We start from the raw sequence: 23,287 nt of genomic DNA on the forward strand, positions 1-23,287 counted from the left end.
GGACTTCAAACTTGCATATCAAAAATTTTGATACTTTATAGGTCAAATAAATTCCTATTTTAGAAAAACAAATTGAATCCTTCGCTTTTAAACAAAATAAAAAAGTGAAAAATTCAATTTTACACCATAGTCAAGTAAATCCATTTGCCAGAAAACCATTATGCCCTATGCAGAAGGGTAAAAAAGCATAATGCAATGCTTTGTAAATATCTCATGATTGAAACCAAAATTATATCATAAAATAGTTGTATAAACGCTATTACTCCCTAATTATAAGAAAGTAGGCCTAATTATTAAACCTCTGCAGCTTGCACATGCATCCAATCATAATTTCTCCTTCTGCCCAAGCTTACCCAACCTTCCTCTTCCCAACATCTCCACCAATCATTGTAAACAGGATGGGCAAAGGCGGCTTGGCCTCTCCCCCATTTCAATTGATTTCTGGCAGGATCAAAATCCAAAGCTATTCCCCAGGAATGGGTAGACCATTGGGTTCCACCTCGCATTAATCTATTGTTAAAGCATCCTCCAAATCGATTGAGTGCCAGTCTGTCAATTTCACTTTCACCATAAATGTTTTTGACATTTTCTAAAACCCGCAGTAAACTTTCTGCTACTTTGGAATGACATGTAATTCTTTTGGCCCTGTACCTCATATCCCAGGCGATTTTCATTTCATAAGGAACAGGTATGGTGACCAGGTTTTGTGCACGAAGCCCATAAAACTCATGAAATGCTGCCGTATTTTGTTTTGGCCACCGATTCATTGGAGTGATTTCTTCAGGTCGCCATGGATCACTTACTTTTCCAAATTTCTGTAAATAAGCTAATTCTTCAAAAGCATACTGGGTTTGGGGCCCCCACATTCCATCTATAGCACCTGAATTAAACCCTTTTTCTCTGGCTCCTATTTGAATCATGGTAGTGACCTTCCTCACATGTGGAAGATTTTGATTGATACCAGGAACTTGATCCAAACCTGCAAGTGTTGCAGATCCAAAAACACCATCTATTGCGCCACTATACAATCCTTTTTCTGCCAAAAGGTTTTGTACTACTTTAATTTTTTCTTTCATGCTTGGTTGTTGGTTATTGATGAATCAATGAATTTTGCCTTCTTTTTGAATCTCATACCTGATACACTGGACCATTGTATCCTCCATAATTTGGTCATGGCGTCCAGCCAGGGTTTTTAAGCCTACTTGCTGAATTATATTCACAATATTCGCTCCTGTCAGTTGGTACTTTCTAGCTAAATCTTCGATTACTAATTTTTTATCCAAGGCGATCTTTTTGGGTAAATATTGCTTCCACAAAGCCAATCTTTCTGTAACCCCTGGTGGTTCAAAATCAATGATCGTCTGAAATCTCCTAATAAAAGCCGTATCCAGATTGCTTTTATAGTTGGAAGCCAAGATTACCATTTCTGGATAGGCCTCGATTCTTTGAAGCAGGTATGCAACCTCTTGATTGGAATTTTTGTCTCTTGCATCTTTTACATTTGTTCTCTTTCCAAAAAGGGCATCGGCTTCATCAAAAAACAAAATCCAACTTTTCCCTGAAGCTTTTTGAAAAAGTCTGGAAAGGTTTTTCTCTGTTTCTCCTATGTATTTTGAGACCACCAATGACAAGTCTACTCGATAAACATCTTTCCCGGTGTATTTACCTAGCAATCCCGCAGTAAGGGTTTTCCCAGTTCCCGGAGGTCCAAAAAACATCACCCTATAACCTGGTTTTACGCTCCGCTTTAATCCCCATTCCTCCATTAGTTGTCCATTGTAAGTCAACCAATCCTCTAGGGCTCTTATTTGAGAAAAAGTTTTTTCGGACAATACCAAGTCTTCCCATTCAAGATCAGTGGTTATTCGCTCCGCTGGAAAGTTGGGACTGGGCTTCGGAGGCCTTACACTTTCCATTAATAAATTATCTGCAAATTCCTGGTCAGGGTATATGGGTGCTGCATAGAAGGGTTCTTCTTCAGAAGCCTCTCCTATCCTTATATGCCCCTCTTTCAGCAATCTGGATTCCTGAAAGAGGGCGATGTACTTTTTTCTAGAAACAGGGTCATTTCCGCCCAGCAGGTAAAGTAAGGTCTCTCCTGTAGGGATGATGCCTCGGTGGTATTTGCTCTTAAACCCACCAAATTCAGGAAATGAGGTTCCCTCTGGAAAATATTCCTGGACTATTTTACTTAAGAATCCAGGGGCAATATAAGGCACCATTGCTAGCGCCAAAAGCAATAACTCCTGATTCTTAATATTGAGATCCTGAATGGTTTTTCCCAAAAATTCATTAGGGTCGAAGTAAAGGTCTAAATTTGGTTTGGCAAGCGTTTCTGTTTTCCCAAGTTCGTGATCCATTCGACTTTTGACGACCATTTCCAAAAAAATCAACAATTGTTTCATAATGTATATAAATACCTAACTGGGTTAAGATCAATTTTGCACTTGATGACTGGAATTGATTTGCTTCATTTGGGATTTATAATGCAAAGCTTTTTCAAAATCTGGAGCTAGGTTCAAAGCTTTTTCCAACCAATTGGCCGCGGTTTGAACGTTTCCTTTACTCAGATAAACGACTGCTACATCCGTTAATATGGCAGGATTTTCTGGATCCAATCGGGCGTTCTTCAACAAATGGTCCAATCCTTCATCCACATTGCCCATTGCTAGGTAAGTCAGGGCTAAATAATGCCTAAAGGAGGTATTATCAGGACCTTCTGCAAGCGCTGATTTGAAAGACTTGACCGCAAGTCCATAATTTTTTAATTGAAACTCACATTGACCAGCCAAAAACCAGGTTTCCCCTGACCAACTGTCTGAATCCATAGTAGACAAGGTATGGATTGCTTTTTCCCAATGCTTCATCTTCATGAAAACCCTAACCAATTGTATATTATTTTGATCGCTAGGGTGGGCTTTGATAATTTCCTGCCATAGCTGAACGGCTTTATCTAAATCTTCAATGTGGGTAGCCAGCTTGGCCAGACTTATTTTGGCATTTTGATGCTCAGGGAATAACTCGCTGGCTTTGGAAAATTGATTCCAGGCAAGTGTGTATTCCCCTTTCATGGACAAAACATTGCCTAAATTAATCAGAAAATGAGGCTTCAATGTGATATTTATTGCCTTTTCAAAATAGATTATGGCCTTGTCGTAATCTTTTTGTTGGTGAAAATAAAGGCCCATATTATTTAAAATGGATGTATTTTCTGGATCTAGCTCATAGGCTATTTTGTAGCAAGCTGCTGCCTTTTCGAAGGCTTGATTCAAAAAATGCTTTGCACCTTCATTGTTAAATGCTATTGCCTTCTCCTTTTCCATAATTGTCATTTAGTCAAATAAATCATTTTTAATATCTCTTGCCAGTCCTTTGCCCATATTTACTATATCCAAATCGGGGTAGATCACTTCAATGTCTTCAAACGACATGTCAAAAGACTCTCCTTCCTGGTAATTGACTGGGAACACTAAGCCAAATTGTATATCTGGCCCCCATTCAAAACCTGCAAGGTTGTGTCTCCAGGTTTCTGAAACAGAGAGAAACCCAATCCCTAGACTTGCCCTGGCAAAAGCATTCACTTCAAATTCGAACTTCGGATTGACAGTTATTCTACCTACTGCATCCAGAGACAAGCCTGTCTGAGGAGTCCAATTCAAATCTACTTCTGCAGCTGCTTCTCCTTCTAACCCCAAGGCCCCTGTCAACTCTATTCCTCCTGTGAGGCTAGCAATGGCTACACTCACACCTAGGCTCAAGTCGCCTCTTAAAGTAAGTCCTGCATCGGCGGGAATAGCAAATTCTCCATGACCGCTAATTGTCGTTTCATCTTCTCTTTCAGGATTGTAAGTAATTTCAGCAGAAATATCTCTTAATTCACCAGGACCAAAACCCGCAGTAAAGTCCAGTCCACCTCCAATTTGTGCAACCAAACCAATACTTCGTGGCCCTATAGGAATAGCGAATAAAGGAATTTCTATGGTTGGAGCCCTAAATAAATTTCTATTGAATTCCTTTCTTTGGAAAACCTCATAGCTTTCTGATGCCAGTCTAGCGGTAACTTCTATTTCTCCATTGGGCAAAAGTTTAACGCCTGCAGTTGCTGCCAACCAAGGGGTTAATTGAAGGGTAAGTTCTCCTCCACCATACACTCGCATGGTTTCATCCGGATCTCCAGAAGGCTGTCCATCTTCGCCAATAGCACGGTTGGTAGCCCCAACTTCGATGGAACCACTTAGCATTCCTCTGCTATAGGCTGCTGACCCTACAATCGTAAGTGCACCATTGTCATAAGTAACCGTAAGAGATGAAGAAATTCCTGGAATATCTGGCTGGGCTGTACCAGTAACCATGATTTCATAATTCTCAGCCCCTGCAGGTTTGGCTACCCTAGCAGCCACATTACCTCCGGTAATCCCTGGGATATCACTGCTTAAGTCAAAATCACCACTGAATGAAAAACCATCTTCTCCAAAATTGAAGGCCATATTTCCCCTTTCAATACCCGGAACATCTAGCTCTGCTTCACCTGTTGCAGAAAAATTATTTTCACTGTAAGTAGCAATAATCGTAGCGGTTTTAATTCCTCTTAATTTTCCTTCAGGAATTCCTATTTCTCCACCAATGGTCCAAATATTTTCCTTGTATTCCATATTGATCTCGGCGGGATCAAATAATTCGGAGTCAAAATTAAAAGCTCCTTCAAGCTCAAAACCTGAGGCAGTGGAAGCCGTTGCACTAATGTGCCCTTCTCCTACCTGATTGATGGCAAAATTGGTTTGCCCAGTCAGCCCCAATCCATTCCTGGAGCTTGCAAATATCGTTAACGAGCTATCACTAATTTCAAATGGTGGTGGAACATTGATTTCTTCTATTCCAAAGGTTTTAGAAACCCTCACATCACCATTGGAGATAAACAATTCAATGGGACTGCCTTCGAAAATTGGAATGCTGGGTAATATTTGACCGTAGGCCTCTATTCCTGTAGGTAATAGATCCAGCTCAAGAATTTCCACAGGGCTTGCCTTTTTTATTCGCAACCCATACAAACCTGATTTAATGGATTGTTTAGTAAGGTATCCCGCATACTTCGAACCCGGGTAACGTTTAACTGGAAAAACTTTATCTTCTGGCCAGGGAGCCCATGTTTTATCAGACGAAGGTATGTTTACAGAAATGCTACCCAGGTTCTCTGTATTTTCTACATTTTCACCCTCGGTAGCAAATTGCTTGGAAGTAATTCTGAAAGGGTTTCCTAACCATGTTTTTTCAGAATTAACCAATCGGCTACCCTCTCCGGTCCAGATGAATTTTTTACTAATTCCACCAGATTCATTGGGGAAAATTCTTACTTCTCCTTCTTCCCCAATATCTGCTAAATTACCTACTTCGATGGGCTCTAATTGCTCTCCACGCTCTATTTGAGTTTTGGTCCAAAATTCATTTTCTGTTGCATTGCTGTCTCCTCCAGCTAAAGCATCTGCTCGATTAAAAACAAGGGTATATTTATTTTTGAAAGTCGCATCTCCTCCAGGGTATTGAGCTCCATGCCTTTCTCTGAAACCATTTAGTTTTTCTGTAATTTGGCCCTTAATGACAGATCCGCTTGAAGTATTTTTTGAAGCATCCAGTAACTCCATATTATCCAGGGTATTGGGCCAGGTAGCTGTATTCCAGTCAGCCAACTGAAGCTCTACAATATGGTCAACATGGAAATTTCTATAATTCTTGTCTTTCCCCCAACCAGGAGTAGTTAAGTCTTTAGAAATAACATCAATTCCACCAATAAAAGTGGGTTTGACACCTCTACCATTAGTATTTGCTTTAAATACATGCGTCGTATCAGCTGTTGCGGGTGTTTTGTGATGTTCTTCATACAGCGCGTTTAACCTGATAGTAATGTTTGATGTGTCAACCTGGTCCTTCCATACCCCATCTCGCTGGTTGGTATTCCCTCGGATGTAGTTGTTTTTTCTTTTGAGTGGCGCTTTACTGGTAAATAAGCCCCCCCTATGTTCTTGTAGTTTAAACCCTGGAATGGGTACACTACTAAAAGTAATCGTTTTGGCACTTTCATCTAAAACACCCGTTTCCTCCTCCATTTCGGGGGCTGTTTCCTCTTCTCCTTCCTTTTGGATCGTACTGTTCTGAATGGCAGGACTACTACCTTGCTGAATCGTATGGGTCAATTCGTGCGCCAAAAGGTGCTTCCCAGAGCTGTCATGAGGGTTGTACTGGTTTTCATTGAAATATATATCGCTGCCGTGGGTAAAGGCATGTGCGCCAATACCCTGACTCATCTGCACCGCTTGACTATCTGTATGTACCCTAACGTCATTAAAGTCAGCACCAAATGATTGCTCCATTCCGGAAAGTGTTTCTTGATCCATTGGCGCTCCACCAGATGTTTGATTGAGTTGTTGCTCGAAACCTGGTGGGGCATCAGAAGAAGCCTCCTGTTTCATCTGCACAGCATCTTTCACTTCACCTTCTTCGGTTTCCATGGCAATTTCCCCTTCCTCTTCAGCTTTAGCTTGAAGTCCAGCATCGGTGGTTTTTGACTGCACTAGAGGACTGACACCTTCGGCAATGGTCTGGGCTTGGATATTCCCATCCGTATGGGTTTGGATATTTTCTTCTTGAGATTTCTCTTGCACCACTTTATCTGCCATGGCATCAGCCTCTTGCTCATACTGATCCCCAGGTTGCCCCATCGCAAGCTTGGCCTGAAAAAAAGAATCAGGCTGATTTTGAGAGGAGTGTCCTCTGCTGGTTTGGGATTTAAAACTAAAGTGGCTCATACAATTTATTTCATCAATTCAGATTTAACAGAACCGTTTTCACGGATTTATAAAACTATTAATTAATAACTCCACCGATTAATTAAACTTTAAGTACATCCTGTCCATTTATTGACCTTGGCATGGTTTCGGATTCTTCTAATCATTGGATATACAATTTTTCTAGATTCATCATAAGCAGGCCCAGTACCAATAGGTACCCCATGATCATCCTTCAAGAGAATGGTAAACTGATCTATCCAGTTTATTTCAGCCTCATAGATTGCGTCTCCAAATCTTGAATCCATTCTGACCATTGCCTCTGCTAAAAATTCATTCATGGTAAGCGCACTTTTGGGAAATGCCAAATCATTTACCGCTTTTTCCAAAGGTTTCAAAACAGCCGAATCAATCAATGCCAAGCGCATTTTGGAAGCATGGAATCTTTCATGGGCCAATACTGCATCTTCCATGTACCAATTCCCATAAGTTACGCCCAGGTTACTCAAATCATTAATTTGTCTACAATAATTATCTTCGGTCGTATTCCCTCCTGGGCCAGTTATTTCCTCCATTCCAGGGAGTAAGCGCGTTTGAACGGAATAATTACCTGTTAATCCAATAATCTTTGGATGCCATAATACACCATCATCGATTAATTGCAACTTAACAGCTATGGTTTCAGGAAAAATCCTCCCCATAACTAGAGGATCCAAACTATTGGATGCAACTGCTCCCGCTTTTGCTATTACATTTTTTAAGTCAATCGTGCTATCAATGGTTACGGGTAATTCGGGGGAAGCCACATCAACCCCTCTGTCAAGACTGTCTAAGTATTGGATTGTATTTCGCCCTACAACCCCATCTACTGCCAATCCCATATCCGCTTGGAAGGCTTCAACAGCTCTTGTTGTTTCTCCACCAAAAGAACCATCAGTGCCAAACTTTGGCAGCCGATAATCTAGACCAATTAAAGCATCTTGCAGGAGGGCAACAGACAAGCCATTGGAGCCATTTTTTAAAGTGGCATAATTGTCATAAACGTCCTCAAGCAATTCATTCATTGAAAATCTACTTGTTGGATGAAAATCATGTCCATCATTTAACTTGGGTTGTACTGGTTTTTTGGAATTGCCTTTTTGTTGAATTGTATGGGTAAGCTCATGAGCAAGTAAATGCCTTCCAGCCTTTGTTTCTGGTTGATATTGCCCAGAGTTGAAAAAGATATCAAATCCGTGGGCAAATGCTTTGGCTCGAATTTTTTTGTTCATCAATTGAGCCTTTTGATCGGTATGAATTCTAACCTTGCTAAAGTCAGAACCAAACTTTTTTTCCATAAATTCTTTTACAGCTGGCGCCAGTTCACTTCCCTTTCCCTTTTCCTGTAAAAGGGTTTTTTCTATTTCATTGGCTTGTTTTTGACGCGCTGAATCTTTCCCATTATTATCCTCCTTGGTTTGAATATTGACTTCTTCGGTTACCGATTGCACAGGCTCTTCTTCTTGAGTTTGGACAGGTTCCTCCTCTTCAGCAACTGTATTGATCTTTTCTTCGTCTTCCGCTTTGGCACTTATGGTATCCTCTTCTTCTCCAGCTTTTTGAACCCCCTCTTCTTCATCCGCTTTTGCTTGTACCGGCTCTTCTTCTTCACCTGCTGTTTGCACAGGTTCTTCCTCTGAAGCGGCTGCACTTACTTTTTCTTCCTCATTAGCTTTAGCACTTACCTCCTCATCCTCTTCACCTGATTTTTGGATCCCCTCCACATCATCCTTCTTAGCTTGAACAGGCTCTTCCTCTTCTGATGCAGCCTGCAATTTATCATTGGTATCTTCCTTTTCTTTACTTTGAACTGCTACTCCAGGCTCTTTTTCATCTGACACTCTTTGAACTATAGGGTCAAAAAAAATATCATTGTTGCGAGAAGGAATCAAGCTGTCACTATTCTCCTTCTTCTGGCGAAAAAAACTATTCCCCTCCTTGCTTTGAAATGCAGGACTAATCAATCCTACTGAAGACTTTCTAAAACCTTGTCTTTTCATTGTATTTTAATTTACCAATCTACCAGCAAATGCTTTTTTTGCCAAGGAAGTTTTACCAATGAAAGATTCCAGGGAACCCCATCCAATAAAATATCCTGTGCTTTTCTTTCTACAAACAACCTATCAGAAGTCTCCTCAAAAACCAATTTTCCTCCTCGATTTATAAATTCATTTCGAATGGTTTCCAATCCAGTATTTTTCAAACTTTTCCAATTGACCTTCAATGCATTTAAAAGTTTCTCCGTATTGATCTTTATCTCTTCTGAAAGGACTAACGCTCTTAAAACAGGTTGGTCAATAGGCATTCCTACTAAATATTTTTCAAAAACCAGCTCAAAATCAAAAGGTTGTTCTTTTTTAGTAGACAAATAATGCAGCGCATGCACTGCTGTTTCTGGATTAATTAATTGTCCTTTTTCATCCAGTAATTCACAATCAATAAAAAATGGTTTCAAAAAGGGATGGAGTAAAATCAGACCAGCATTTGATACATAATAGCCTTCTCTATTTTCCGCAGCGTCTACATTAATTTGCGCTGATGATTCCCGAATAATATTTGGTATTACACCACTATATTGATTCTTATCCTCTAATAGTTGAAGAACTGAATCTGCAACCTTCTTTCTTTCATTAATATCATCAAATTTTATGACTTCTCTGAAAGTTTTCTCTACTATTTTTCTTTCTGCCTCTCCTACTTTGGATAAGTACAACTTATATAACTGTTCATTCCCGCTATTCAATTCCTGTATTAGGCTTGCAGCGATAATAATCCTATAGAACACAAGCACTTGTTCTACTTTCAATCTCTTGATAATTTTTAGGTAATGAAATTTTTGGATCAAAGGTTTTCTGGATATGGCCATCCAAATCAACTCCGCTAAATCTCCCCCTGAATATTGACTGATCACCCTATCAAAGAAGAGGGATTTTTGAAAGTATTTCAGTAACTTTCCATCCGAAAAGTACTTGCTTACCAAGGGTTTTATTTCCTGCCAGTGATAGGCTTTTCTGGCTTTTTCTTGACTGTACCACCATGGTAATCTCCCATTATCTAAGAAATAAATCCAGGATTTTAAGTTTTGCTCTACTGGGTTAAGAGCTGAAATTTCATGTCCCTCTTTTTTTAGAGATGAAAATACATCAAGGTTCTCGTCATTAGCAGGCATTCCTTGAAAATTTCCCAAATCTTTTTTCGCAATCTCTCTTGATAAGACTTCTTGAAATTGATTCATGAAAGCTCGTTGAATTATTTTAGGATCTAAAAAATCGTCTTCCAACAGATTCAAAGTAATATTTATATGGGGAATCTGAATGGATTCAATTTGTAGCTCTTTCTCCAATTCATCAAGGTAGGAAGCAATAAGTGGCATTAAAGAATCCTGAATAAAGGTGTTGATATTTCTTTCTATGGCCTTGGCACTATCGACAGACTTGGAATATATATCGATAGAAACTTTTTGTATAGCGTGCGTATCATTTTCCTTCATTTATTTTTATTCTTTCAAATTAATTCTTATATTTCTAGACGTTTGGTCACTAGACTGAACCTATTTTACTGGCAAATAAGTATGAAAGAGGAAGCAAGTAATTAAGTCAAAATGTCTTGAAGTTGCGTTCGTTACGTGTTGTTTACATCACTATTGAGTCGCTTACTACTAGATTAGAGATTAAAGCGAGTGAAATTGGACAGAAGCCCCATAAGGACCAATCATCATCCGGAATTTGTATGATTGGTCCTTTTGCATTTCTCACAATTGAAGTTTTTGAATTGAATCAATTCCCCTAGGCTGGCCGCTTCTGGCTGGAACTTCAATATAGACATCCACTTTTTCCGTAAATGGTTCCAAGGTTTTAATCATATTTCCCCTATCAATTTCGCGATTTAAAACCACGACTAATGATGCTTTGGTTGCCTGGTCTTTTCCATGAAGGATGCTTCTTAAGTTTAAAAACTTAAAAATGACATCATTTGTATTCGTTGTATTTTTATAATCATCAATCATTTCTATACTTGCCCAGCTACCAGTAACCCAGTCTCCAGTTAAATAAAGTGTGTGGCCAATTTCAGAATTGCCTAAAGCTGACTGAACACTTCGGATAATTTTTTGAACAGAACCGGGAAGGTCATTTACTCCTCCAGGAATTCTTGGTTTAAAATTGCCTGTGAACCTCGAATCGGTTTTCAATTCTTCAATCAAATTGTTCCATTGCTTCCATTTTCCTTTAAACTCCCCATTGTCATCATCCTTATCTACAGGAGCAAACTCAGTTTGCAGTTGTAGATAGCTAGCTTCTCTATATTTTCTAATCTCCCCACATCGCGTCGCTGCTAACCTAAAGGTCCTATCTGATTTCACCATTTCATCCTGAGTATAGGTATAGGATGGTTTGTTAATACTTATCGTGTTGTCTGAAAAACTTATGCTAAACACATCATCAAATGGACGTGTAATAACGAATCGCTTATGGGATTCATCATAATCGAAAACCAGTCCCTTAGGGAATCGTTCGTTTAATGCTTCTGTTACGGCATGCATTCGTCTATTATAGATAGCCTCAATTGGGATTTCGAGGGTGACAGCACCATTAATTAAAGATTGTCCATTGATGGTGTAGTTATTTACAACCAACCGATAGACTTTGGGTTGCACACCAGACTTTTTAACAGAACCTTTAAGACTCCTTGAAAGGTTGTTGAGAAATTTCAAAGAACTTATCCACGGATAACTGCAACTCGCAACTCTAATATGACTGGATCCAATAAGTCCTGTCTCATCTACTATCCTGTAAGATAGTGATAGGTCAGCAAACACTTTATTGTCATAGCTGAGCAAAATATAGGTACCTGACTGTGGCACCCCACCTCTCGAAGAACAAGAAGGGTGGTCTTTAAAGAGTTTTTTTAGCTCATTCTGGTTATGCGCCAAATCAAAGTGGTAGAGCTTAAATTCTAGTCCGAATTGACTTATCATTGAATTAATTGCCTGATAAGTATTCTCTCCATCTGTTAACAAATGCCCCCCTATCAAGTAACTGTCAAGACCGTCATGCTCCACCAATAATGGATTATTGCCCATTGAATAATAAAAATCAATAGCATTGGCATTGGCACTCCACGTTGATGAAAAGCCTTCACTGTTTTTATAATAAAAAGGTATAGAAGGGAAAAGCGAATTGTGCTTATACTTTCCATTAGGGATAATTCTCAACCCTTCCTCTGTTTTTATATCAAAAGAGGTTATTAGTAAATTCATTTTCCTAATTAGGGAATTGATTTCACTTTTATCATGGTCATATTCTCCCAAAGCTGGAGATTTATAAAAATCGTGACGGTAACCTGTGCCATCTAGCTTGCCCAGCAGTAGGTGTTTTGGGAATGAAGTAATTTCTGGGTTTGGCCAAAAATCAAATTTATTTAACGCATCAATTATTGCATTGTAGGTGCTTAAAAGATCTTTGGCGAGGAGGTAGCGGTATTGATAAAAATTGTAATCCTCATCTTGCTGATTAAAAATATTATCAGCCAATTCCTTAAATTTTTCTATGAAATTCTGGAAGCCCCCCTCAATTTCCAAAATCGAATTGAATTCCTCCATAACTGTAGAAAGGCCCTTAACCACTTCATCCAGCGTATTGCCATTATCAATAGCAGCTATATACAATTTATCTATCTGCGAAAGATCATTTGAGTTTTGGGCATTATGAACCACCTTCATCAATTGAATTGCTGAAAGCTCGCTCAATGTTTCAGTAAATTTTATTTTTTTAAGTAGTAATTCATCCAGGTTCACCAAATTTTGGACAGAAGCATCCTCCAGCATCAAGAAGTGTAATTTTGAGATTTGTTCAATACCCTGATTGTCACAGTTAATCTCACCGCAAATGTCCTGGCTCTTAGGATAACATTCCAGGTAGGCTACCATGTTCATTCCTTTCCAATTGGCCAAATCAGACAAAGGCTGTGCATCTGTATCTCCCTCGTTACAAAACTCCCAAATCGGCAACTGCTCCTCATCACTATAGAAGTAAGGAGAATACTTAGCATATTCATCAGAAAACACCCTAAAATGAGTAAAGCTTAATTCATCTATCGCTATGTTTTTTTCTTTTGGCTCTTCTTCAGACAATTGCTCATGAAGTAATATTAGGTCTCCATCGGTGGTGATTCCAACACCTTGGTTTACCACGAATTGATCCCCACCTTCTGTAGCTCTTGTAGTAATCTTAAGGCCATGAACGATTCCCACCCCAGTCAAGGCAATCCGAGTCAACCTGTCCTGGTCTTCAAAATAAGCGATCGTCTCATTTAGCTGCGTATGGGTAAGTACCTGATCAGCCTTATAATTTCTATACTGGTAGATTACGGAACTTAGTTTATTTGACATGGCCTAAGGGATTAAATGGTTCCTAAATTTGATCTTCCTAAAATGATGGTGTCTCGCATCGCATTACTTTCATCCTCATCTTCACAGTTGTACAAGGTGCCTGTTGGATAAATTGAATGCAATTCAGATAATATTTTTACAAATTGCTCATGGTATTGATAATCTCCGACTGTTAGTCCGGAAAGAAAACTGGCATAAGCCTCCTCAAAAAGACTCATCTGGTCCTCTTGATCAAGATCGCCTGTACTGGCTCTTCCTATCCAGCAAATTTTGGCCAGAATATGGGAGGGGATCTCTTCTCTTATTAAATTTTCAAGGAAATCCCGAAAATCTCTATCGGCAAACCTAAAAGAGTTGCCGGGTAATACGATAGTTACCCTGTAAGAATAAGGATCAAGGCAGTTTCCCTGGCCACAGTCATCCTTACAAAATGGCATAAAATGTTGCTTATCTATGTCCTCCTCATTGAAATCAGGTCTTAACAGAATGTTTTCTACTACAAACATCCCCTCATCGTCCATCTCCTCACTTACAAATATTTTAAAACTTAAAAGTGCATTTCTAAAATTTTGAAAAGTAAAATATTTTTGCTGGGTAGCCAGAAGGTAGTCGGGGTTATTTGGATCGGCTATGTCCAGGTTAAATATGCTGAAAGAAAACCTTCTGGTTGGTGATATACTCACCTTAAAACAGGCAAAATCAAACCCTTCTTCAGGCACTTCCTCAAATTGGTTCATGGCATCTTCAATTGTCTCAACCGAAACAGCCTTGACTTGTTGAATGACCAGATAAATGTCTTTGTGTGCAGCTGTTCTGCCCTTATAGAATTTGTTAGCCGTTAAAAGAACATTTTTATCTTTATCATAGATTCTCCATTTAAATGCCGCTTCCCCCTCGGAAGTGGTGGTAGGGAAAATTTCAACAAAAGAACGAGACAAATTTTTTCTAAAATAGTCTTTAATCCCAATCAATAAAGCAATCCTTTTTTCAAAACCGGAAGTGTTACCTGTGTCCCACAGGTTTTTTGGTGGTTGCTTGTAATAGTTCATGGCTGTAGCCCGCTGAGCACTTATTTTTCCATATTCTTTGAGGAAAAAGGACTTGGTATCCAAAACTTGTTCATCTACACCCGATCCATAAATCTTTTTCATCAAAAAAGCATAATCAGAAAACTTCTCTGCAAACCTTGCCAATAGATGGTCTTTTAATTTTTGACTTCTTTTATTCCGTTCATCAAAGGGTGCCAGAAGGTCTTCATAAAGGAACCCATCGGAATAGAAATCTCCTAGAAAATCGTTATGATCTCTAATGTCCGTTACTGTCTTCGTAAAATACGTTCTTTCAGGTGTACTAAATACAGACAACAGGTTTTTAACTTCGGTGAGGTGCTTAAAATAACTCATCAAGATTTGATCAAAAAAAGTCAAATAGGCCTTCAATTGGTTGGCCTTCTTTTGTCGATCCTTACCTTTAGCATTTTCAGGAATTCCTAAGGGCCCAATTCCATAAACTTCTGGAAAATCATTCCTAATACTATAATAGTCGCCAAGTGGATATTGGTGCGGTACCGGGAGTACAAACTCCTTTTCCTTTAACTCATATTGTTCAACCAGATTTTGCTCGGTAATTAATTTTTTATGGTTTGCAACTGTAACCTGATTAACATTAATCGGTAGCAGCCCTTTGTAAAAATTAAATTTACTCTTGTCACATAGACTTGGTTTTTTACCCTCAGGAATTGTAATTGTCCATCCTCCTCTTGGTGCGTCTTCATCACAATGGTTGATGCTCAGGTCCCGAATCCCTTCAACACCTTCAATATCCATTATCAACTGAATAATGTCGGATTGGCTTATTCTGTCCCGCAATTTTGCTTCCCGCAACTCCCTTGGATCCAAATAACCATTTTTCAAATAGGGCCCCTCAATTATCTCGTAAGTTGAATATCCTTTATCAAGCATTTCCTCGAAAGAGTAAAAGTGGATATTCGGAGAGAAATATTGTTCAATTTCCCATTCAATATTTGCAGCTATTAATTCTTCATCAGCTTCTGGACTCAAATCAATTATAGCACAGACCTGAACCGGATGACTTTCTACAGGAATCACTTCTACTACATCCTCACATAAATTTCTGTTTTGATGATAGGCCAATAGTACCTTCTTTTTTATTTGCCCGAAAGGAATTTCATCAGAGGCATCTACCAAAATTTTGTGCAATCCTTTAAGCTGAAATGAAGTTTTGTCTTTTTCAGGTATGCCTTGCCAGACAATAGGATCATACGCCATTTTGAGATTTTTGCAGTCCGCATAAACTTGCTTGTTGTAAGGTTCAATCCAGCTATTTTTAATTCCTTCAATATCCATAAACAGCATGCGATAATCTAACACTGTAAGCGCTTTACAGGGCAAGACATCTGCCGCCATATGAAAATGTTTATTCAGGTAACTGACTTTATCATTTCCCAACAGAAGATCCTCTACTGGTAAAGAAAGTCTAAAACCCAAATCGGTAATGGCATAGGACAGAATTTCTAAAATAGTGATGCCAGGATCATGCGTATTATAATCTGTCCATAACTTACTTCCCAAGCGCTGGATTACTTTTACACCTTCATCCTTTAGAAACTGAAAGTCCAAATCATCGCTGGTATGAATATCCTTGGAAAGCGGGCGGTATGTTTTTTCATCCATCATCTATTAACTTGTAATAGGTTCATACAATGAGATATCATGAGATTTGGCTGAAACCAGAATGTGCTTTGGAGTACTAGGTAGAATGTCATTTCCCATTTCCATTCCATTTCGAAATATTCGGGGTTCCTGAATAAAATCTACATAGTTCAATTTCTCGAAAAAATACACAAGGCTGCTCTTATTAAAATGACTATTAAAATCTATTTTCTGATTTTCACCGCTCGTCCATGGTGAAAGGTAATTGATGATATCATCCGATAACTGATTCATAAAGAATGCCTTATCAACCCCTGGATAAAAACTAACTTGAACCCTAATTTTTATCTCTTCATACATAGGGTTTACCACTTTTATTTTAATCTGGGGCGCAGACTTCTCTTCAAGAAAACGGGTTATTTCATTGAGTTTAGCTGCACTAAAAGTAGGCTGAAAGATATCATATACATTCTTGTTCAAGGTGTCAGGTATTACCAAAACCATAACATGACCAGGAGATAAGAAGGATTCTGCACAAGTATGATTAAGGCATTTCACCTTGTACACATCAGGGAATTTCTGCAGGATCAAATGTTCAAAATCCCAAAGGGATACACTTCTGTTTTTGTGCCTTAGCCTTTCACTAGCCCTGATATAATAATTTTTATCTTGTTCAGGGGCCTTACCACCAAAGGAATTGAAAGGTTGAAAAATACGCTTAATTCCTGCCTTTCTTTCTACCATTTTAGCAATACTTTCAGCAGGCAATCCATCTTTTAAGTGGCTTAAATCATTGTCATCGTTCAATAAAACTACTTTAATAGCTTGGGAAAATATGCCAAGAATTCGACTCGTCGCATTAAATTTCTTTGGAGAACTTAACTTGATCCATACGAGGGAATTGTCCATTCTATGATGGCTGTTAAATGCTTCTTCCGGTAATGAAAAAGTGATTGTCCCAGACTTAAGTAAGTTGTCTGTTTGGTCAGAGATTATATTTTCTCTTTCTAATTTCTTCCAATAATTGCTTACAAGTACAAACCATTTCAAAGCATCACTTTCATCGGATTCCGTTTGTGAAGGATTCTCACTTCCTTCCAGCACTTGAATCAATAAGGACAACTGCTCTAGTGGGGCTAATCCGGATATACCAATAAACAATTCTCCAACCTCTCCTGGATAAGGCATGGCATATAACTCATTGTCTGGGGTATGGGACAGTGCTATTTTTGTGGTTTTATTTTCCTCATACCAGCCAAAATCATCCCTTACAAACAGCTGCAAACTCGAATCAGCGGTCGATGCCAATTCAAAGGAATCTTCTGTCTCGTAATCCAACAATAGGGACTCCATAAGTGGCGTATAAGGCTCATTCGGTATGGGCGTATCTGGTTGGTCACTGGACATGGCCAGTGCATATAGCCGAGGGTACATTTCAGATAAGAAGGACTGTAAAAGGGTCACCTTTATCCCCTCACTTATATCGAGGTGGTCTTTGCCATTCCCAGGTACAATATCAAAGGAAGTTTTGAAACCTTCTGCATCCGTTTCAAATAATACCTCTTCAGCAACTTTGGTAGTCCATCCTTGACCGTCATTCAAAGATAGCTTTGCTTTAAAATGATTATTGCTCTTTACAATCAAATTATCCGGAGCAGGGTTCACAGAAATTTGATTATTCAACAAAGCCTCTCTGAATCCAGTTGGTTGTAACAAAAAGGATTTAACAGGTTGCGATACGCCGGCACTTAGCACAAAATGTTGTGAAAAATAATTGTCTTTACTCAGGTATTGTCCTCCTAAATCCCTGTAGCCGTAATACCAATCTTTGAAATTATCAGGCGTGTTGGCCCACTTTCCCCTTACAGCTACTTTGGTAGGTTTTTTCTTTTTCCACTCGGGATATTTGATATAAAAGCTACTGCCTTTTTTGGGAATACTTCCAAAGGGTTGAAAAGGTTTTTCAGGATTGAGTATTCCCAAATCAGACTCAATAATGGGAGTACTAATATTACTGAAACTTGATCGAATAGCGAGGCTTTTTAAGGGAGTCTCCCCAAGACCTTTTATCCAATTGAATGTTTTTTGAGAAATACAGGCAATGTCAAACCAAATCAAAGGGGCTCCTTTTCCTTTGCTATCCCCATGAATTTTTTCCTGTTGATCCACTATTCCAGGCTGAGACTTGCTGATGAATAAGACAATTCTGAGTCGATTATTTGTGACGCTACTCTTGAAATCACCTTTTAATGGATGGTCAATTGGAGAAAGCGTTTCCCAACCCTCCTCCCCACTGTATTGAGCAGAAAACAGCTGACGTACATCACTGCCCGTACCAGCAAATGGTAAATTCTTTTTAAAAGTAAGTTCAAAACTAAAATACTTATCAGAAGCAGCTGAAGCCCATAATGAAGGCAATGATATACCGAAACCAAATGATCCCTTTTGCAATTCCGGATAGGAGACAGAGGATAAGCCATGCCCAAATGGCCACCAACCTTGGTTTTCTTCCTTAAAAGCTTCCCCCTTTCCATCTACAGAATTGGCTACCTGACTTACAGTTATTTTCTTTTGGTTAGTGTCAACAAAGCGGTTTTTTAATTGACTTACTTGAGCAAGGTTTGGGAAAAATTCATATTCTAAAACATAGGTTAGCTTTTTCCCTGAGGCATCTACCCCACCATCAAATGTGGATCCTTTGGTTAAGGTAGGCTTTGGCCCTTTTCCTGTTTCAATGATCAGAAAAGCTTCATCAGGAATTGCTGGCAGTTTAGAAAAGCGCAATACATTGCTGTAATAAAAATCCAGGTGCCTTTTTGAAATATTGTTTAGTCGGCTTCTGGAATATTCTAATAGTTGTAAAAATGTAACAAGAAGTGTTAGCTGAGGCTTTAGTGTGCCCTCCTTGGAAAATTTATCCAATTTCAACTGAATGGACTCCTTTAGCTGCCCATAGGCAGGGGTTCCTTTTTGGGGTACATCTTCAACAGACAAGAGCTCTTTGAAGAAGATTTGCCAATTATCAATGGTCAGTTTTGAGGTGTTGACAGGAAAAAAGGGGATAAATTTGGCAAAATTATTGGCAAAGAGCAACCAGTCACCAAGCTCCAATTCCATTAACTCAAGGTTAGATGGATCCAGGGCAGGGTTTGTTCTCATGGCTTGTGAGGTGCCTTTCCTCCACAATACCTTTAAAATATTTAAGTTATCTGGCTGCATAAAAATTAAGTCGATGTCCCTTCATTGATATAGTAAGGGTAAACCATGTTCATCCTTGAGTTGGTACTTCTTACCAAATAGCTCAGCTTTATTAATACTTTTCCGGCAATTAATTCTTCTTCCGTTATTTCGATTTTTTCTACTTCAATCCTCGGCTCATGGTACAAGATGGCAGTGCGAATTAGTTCAGATATATAAGTAATGATTGTTCTGTTTAAATTTTCGAATTGCAACTCATCAAGCTGACATCCGTATTTAGGTTGCATCACCCTTTCACCTAGCCTAGTGGACAACAGTATCCATAAACTTTCCTGTATATCTATCAATCCTGAGCGCATCTCCACCATTTCCGAATCTTTGTCAAAAGTTGGAGGAAAACTCCATCCTTTACCTAGAAAATCTAACTCTTCTTCCATAATAATCTCTTTTTAACCAATTAACACAGTGGGAAATCCAGCCACAATTGACCCTCCATGGGTGGTACTGTCACCTATTCGGGCTGCGGGCATTCCTCCGATGAAAACGGTGGAAGAACCTGCCACGATTGAGTCAGGAGGGCCTGCACATGTGGCCATATCCCCCACCCTTGCTGCAGGCATTCCCCCAATCAAAACGGTAGCCTCTCCAGGTGGTAAGATCGGACCTCCCACATGAGGCACTCCCCCAGGGCTTACCATAGGGCAAACATGCATGTCAGTAATTCTTGCTGCGGGCATTCCCATTCTATTGTTAGTTAATTTGTATCAATGATCCTTTTATAGTCGTGGATCCACTACTTGATAGTGTGGCTCCCGCACTGCCTTCAGCTTTAAGTTCTCCTGAAGATTTTACATTTATATTAACGCCTTCAAGGTTGATGTCTCCTGTACTTTTTATTGTCACATCTGCCCCACTTTCCATTACGATACCGTCACCGCTCATGGTGATGGTATTGCCATGATCATCAGTGATAATTATTTCTCCTACATCATCGTCCATCGTAATTTTCTTTCCTGTTGGCGTCTCCATTTCCAATTTGCTCAACTCGTCATCAAACAACACCTTTATCCCAGACCTTGACACATATCCTTTTTGGTGGTTATCGTCTGAAAGTTCTAAAGGACTAGGGTGGCTACTGCTGGGCAACATGCCCAATACTACTGCCTGATTAGGGTCTTCGTTAATAAATCCTACGATCACCTCATCCTCTATTTCAGGTCTGAATACAAAACCACGTTCATTTCCTGCGTCCAAAGAACTCAACCTGCACCAAATTCCTTGTTCATCTGGATTTATCACTGGAAATTTTACCATAATTCTGTCTTCCCCATCTGGGTCTCCTTCTAATTGAGAAACCACACCAACCTGTAAACCCTTTACTGCCGCCAACAGGCCTGAGGAAGGTTGGGTATGTATTGAGACCTGATCGGTAAACCATTCTGGATCCATACCGAATTGTACATCAAGTGTCCAATTTCCTTCTGCTATCTGGTGCATAACACCGGACACATAAGCATCACCAGAAAACCTTTCACCTACACCTTCTAGTGTGATTACTTGTCCGGGAGCAGGTTCGGAATTCCCTTGGATTTTTACTCTCCCTCTAGTTTTAGCAAGTTGTTGGAACAACAATTTACTGTCTGCCCAGTCTTGTAAGAGTACATCGGCTATTTTACCACCGTTTTTGAGTTCAATAGGATCAAGCTTCATCAAATCCGCCAGTTTGTCTTGAGACAGGTTTCCATTGAGATCAATACCAGGACTGTTGGCTTCTATCTTTATAATTTGCTGATCTGTAGGATTCCAACCAAAAGAAGATACTCCTGGCACCTGGTTTCTACCATCCATTTCTGCATCAAATTCATATATGCTGTCTCCAAATGTTACCGTCTGACTGCTTCCTTGCGCTGGATCTGGTTTTGACACATAAATCTTTCCGTTTTCCACATTTACAACCATTCCATTGGCCTGTGCCCTGGTTACCAGGAAATCCCAATCGGTACATTGGTATTGTACTATTTCTGGATGTGTAAAATTAGTAGGTGCTACTTCTGTCTCAAGTCCATTTCTGGAAATAAGTTCTTCCATCAAGTCACTGTCTTTAGACGAATAGAAATAGCCAGATTTTCGGCTGTTTGCCATTTTAAATGCTTTGTCCCGACAGTCTATCATCAGAACAGAACTTCCATCTCTGATCTTTAATTTATGGTTGATAATGATGCCTTTAAAAATAGTAACGGTCTCTGATCTATAGCCCGCCAATATTTCAACTTCATTTCCAGGTATTAGCGTTTGTTCATTGCTAATTGGAAAATCACTTGTGGCAACATCCCCATCTAAAATCATGATTTTCGCATAGGGAATCCTATTCAACTCGCGCTGAACACTAACATTCATAACCTGTATGTTATCAGCTAGCGCATTCCCTGATACGATTACTTCTAAAGTGACGATATCACCAGTCTCTATCATTGTTTATTTAAATTTTATGCGGATCCTTGTTTCTCTATGGGAGGAAAATATATGGCTTGACCTGGGATAAGATTCCTAAAATTGACAAGCTTATTTACCCTGGCTACCTCTAAATAATATTTTGGATCGCCATAAATTCGCTGTGTCATTAAAGGTAAATTATCCCCCGCCTTCACTATCCTGTAATGGGTCAAATCCGGTGAGCTTCTGTTTTCTTTTGCTGCCCTTAAATCATCCTCTACAAAACCTTTGAATTTAGCCTTTGCTACCGCTCGAAGTGGCGTGCCATCAGGCCTAAAGAGTTTAAATTCCACTGTCATTTCAACCAAGCTTCCCTTAAAAAGCAAACTACCCCAGGAGATCATCACATAATTAGGCTTGTGTTGTTCTCCATTGTAATTAAGTATTACTTTTTTAAAGTGCTCAATGTCATCTATGACACCATCTTCATTGCTTTCCTTACCCTTTACAATTCCTGTCCTGTCAAAGAGAAACTCCAAATCGAGCTCTTCTGGCAGCTTTTTATTGAATTTGGTAGGAGCAGCACTGGTCCCGGGAGCTTGGTCCTCATTTTGTTCTATTTTGTATTGATAAGCGTATTTTTCAGGGTTGAGCAAAGTAGAAAACTCTCCATCAGCTACTTTATCACTGAATTCAGGATCGCTATAAGCAACCAACTTTAGTTTCTCTAATTTTCCTTCACTCATGACTATTACCTTTCTTTTTTAAGCTTAAGTATTTCCATCACCTGCTCCACACACTGTGCAACAACCTTCTCTTTGTCAATCGATGCTCCTTTTTTCGCCTTCCCTGCCTCTTCGACATGAAATTTGATATGCATCTCCTTTATATTTATAGCCATTAATTGATTCTTGTGAAATATTGGTAAGAAAATTCCATGGATTCAATCGCCATTTTGCTCTCCATAGCATTGAATGGATCGATTGCCAACTTTACCGGAAAGGCATTTACCACATTCCATGTAATCAAAGGTTCATGTTCCTCGTTCATCAGATCGATGGTGATGGTCCTGGTTTCAAAATTAAAGTTTTCCATGACCTCCTTGACCCAGTCCGTCAACCCCGTGGAAGCGGCAAGTCCTTTTTTAAGGATCAGATTAGAATACTTGGTTTTTACGGGTAGTTTATGTTTGAACCTATTCTCCCCTCCTTCGGCATATTCTTCTACATCCATACTTACATCCAAACCCGAAACAGATTGAAAATAAGCATCTTCTGTATCGTCCAATCCCGAAATAGAAACCCTAAAATGAAAACTTACATAGGGGTAAATATTATCCATGATTAATCATTTTGAATACTGAGTCCTTCATGGACCAATTCCATGGTTTGGATGGCCACTTCATTGCCATCTGCTTTTAGGTCGGTAGATTGAATTTTGGTAGGCCAAGCATTTTTAACTTTCCAAGTAACCACTGGCTCATGCTCTTCATTCAACAGTTTTATAGTGATGTCCCTGCGCTCTATTTGGTTTAGACTTACAGTATTCCACCATTCATAAAATTCATTGTCTCCGGCAAAAGTCCCACTTTTCAAAGTGATATTACTGAATTTTTGCATGCCAGGCATTTTGATTTTACTGTATTCAGGGCTAGCGCCATGCCTGTATTCTATTACTTCAGTTTCCACATCTAGACCAGAAACTTCTGTAAAACCTATTATTGTTCCACCCCAATCAACTGAGAAATGAAACTTCGATAATGGATAAGTCATGATATT

Annotated in this window: 16 protein-coding genes; all 16 read right to left on the bottom strand. The window is 39.2% G+C overall.

Annotated elements, in window-relative coordinates; translation table 11 throughout:
* Window positions 1-293 precede the first annotated feature (293 nt).
* A complete protein-coding gene (locus AAC073_RS00390; protein ID WP_339921845.1) occupies window positions 294-1,076 on the bottom strand; it encodes a M15 family peptidase in 783 nt (260 codons plus the stop codon).
* A gap of 24 nt (window positions 1,077-1,100) precedes the next feature.
* Window positions 1,101-2,405, bottom strand: a complete 1,305-nt coding sequence (locus AAC073_RS00395) for an ATP-binding protein (protein ID WP_339921846.1) — start codon at window positions 2,403-2,405, stop codon at window positions 1,101-1,103.
* Between the two features lie 30 nt (window positions 2,406-2,435).
* Window positions 2,436-3,323, bottom strand: a complete 888-nt coding sequence (locus AAC073_RS00400) for a tetratricopeptide repeat protein (RefSeq protein ID WP_339921847.1) — start codon at window positions 3,321-3,323, stop codon at window positions 2,436-2,438.
* 9 nt (window positions 3,324-3,332) lie between these two features.
* Complete coding sequence (locus AAC073_RS00405; protein ID WP_339921848.1) at window positions 3,333-6,800, bottom strand: DUF4157 domain-containing protein; 3,468 nt, start codon at window positions 6,798-6,800, stop codon at window positions 3,333-3,335.
* An 89-nt stretch (window positions 6,801-6,889) separates the two neighbouring features.
* Window positions 6,890-8,818, bottom strand: a complete 1,929-nt coding sequence (locus AAC073_RS00410; RefSeq protein ID WP_339921849.1) for a DUF4157 domain-containing protein — start codon at window positions 8,816-8,818, stop codon at window positions 6,890-6,892.
* An 11-nt stretch (window positions 8,819-8,829) separates the two neighbouring features.
* Window positions 8,830-10,308, bottom strand: a complete 1,479-nt coding sequence (locus AAC073_RS00415) for a contractile injection system tape measure protein (RefSeq protein ID WP_339921850.1) — start codon at window positions 10,306-10,308, stop codon at window positions 8,830-8,832.
* A gap of 261 nt (window positions 10,309-10,569) precedes the next feature.
* Window positions 10,570-13,206, bottom strand: coding sequence for a hypothetical protein (locus AAC073_RS00420; protein ID WP_339921851.1), 2,637 nt, complete (start codon window positions 13,204-13,206; stop codon window positions 10,570-10,572).
* Between the two features lie 11 nt (window positions 13,207-13,217).
* Entirely contained in the window at window positions 13,218-15,902 is a 2,685-nt protein-coding gene (locus AAC073_RS00425) for a hypothetical protein (protein ID WP_339921852.1), read from the bottom strand.
* 3 nt (window positions 15,903-15,905) lie between these two features.
* Window positions 15,906-19,097, bottom strand: coding sequence for a hypothetical protein (locus AAC073_RS00430; protein WP_339921853.1), 3,192 nt, complete (start codon window positions 19,095-19,097; stop codon window positions 15,906-15,908).
* Between the two features lie 5 nt (window positions 19,098-19,102).
* Complete coding sequence (locus AAC073_RS00435; protein ID WP_339921854.1) at window positions 19,103-19,513, bottom strand: GPW/gp25 family protein; 411 nt, start codon at window positions 19,511-19,513, stop codon at window positions 19,103-19,105.
* A 12-nt stretch (window positions 19,514-19,525) separates the two neighbouring features.
* The gene (locus AAC073_RS00440) at window positions 19,526-19,819 is read right to left on the bottom strand and encodes a PAAR domain-containing protein (RefSeq protein ID WP_339921855.1); all 294 of its coding nucleotides are present in this window, start codon (window positions 19,817-19,819) and stop codon (window positions 19,526-19,528) included.
* 7 nt (window positions 19,820-19,826) lie between these two features.
* On the bottom strand, window positions 19,827-21,548 hold the full coding sequence (gene vgrG / locus AAC073_RS00445) for a type VI secretion system tip protein VgrG (protein ID WP_339921856.1): 1,722 nt from the start codon (window positions 21,546-21,548) through the stop codon (window positions 19,827-19,829).
* A 14-nt stretch (window positions 21,549-21,562) separates the two neighbouring features.
* Window positions 21,563-22,255 carry a LysM peptidoglycan-binding domain-containing protein gene (locus AAC073_RS00450; protein ID WP_339921857.1) on the bottom strand — a complete coding sequence of 231 codons (693 nt, stop codon included), beginning with the start codon at window positions 22,253-22,255 and terminating at the stop codon, window positions 21,563-21,565.
* A 5-nt stretch (window positions 22,256-22,260) separates the two neighbouring features.
* A complete protein-coding gene (locus AAC073_RS00455) occupies window positions 22,261-22,410 on the bottom strand; it encodes a DUF5908 family protein (RefSeq protein WP_339921858.1) in 150 nt (49 codons plus the stop codon).
* Window positions 22,410-22,850 carry a phage tail protein gene (locus tag AAC073_RS00460; protein WP_339921859.1) on the bottom strand — a complete coding sequence of 147 codons (441 nt, stop codon included), beginning with the start codon at window positions 22,848-22,850 and terminating at the stop codon, window positions 22,410-22,412. The genes AAC073_RS00455 and AAC073_RS00460 overlap by 1 nt, the downstream gene beginning before the upstream one ends.
* Window positions 22,851-22,852: 2 nt before the next feature.
* Complete coding sequence (locus AAC073_RS00465) at window positions 22,853-23,281, bottom strand: phage tail protein (RefSeq protein ID WP_339921860.1); 429 nt, start codon at window positions 23,279-23,281, stop codon at window positions 22,853-22,855.
* Window positions 23,282-23,287 lie beyond the last annotated feature (6 nt).

This window comes from uncultured Cyclobacterium sp. (assembly GCF_963977555.1).
In the GTDB taxonomy this organism is placed as follows: domain Bacteria; phylum Bacteroidota; class Bacteroidia; order Cytophagales; family Cyclobacteriaceae; genus Cyclobacterium.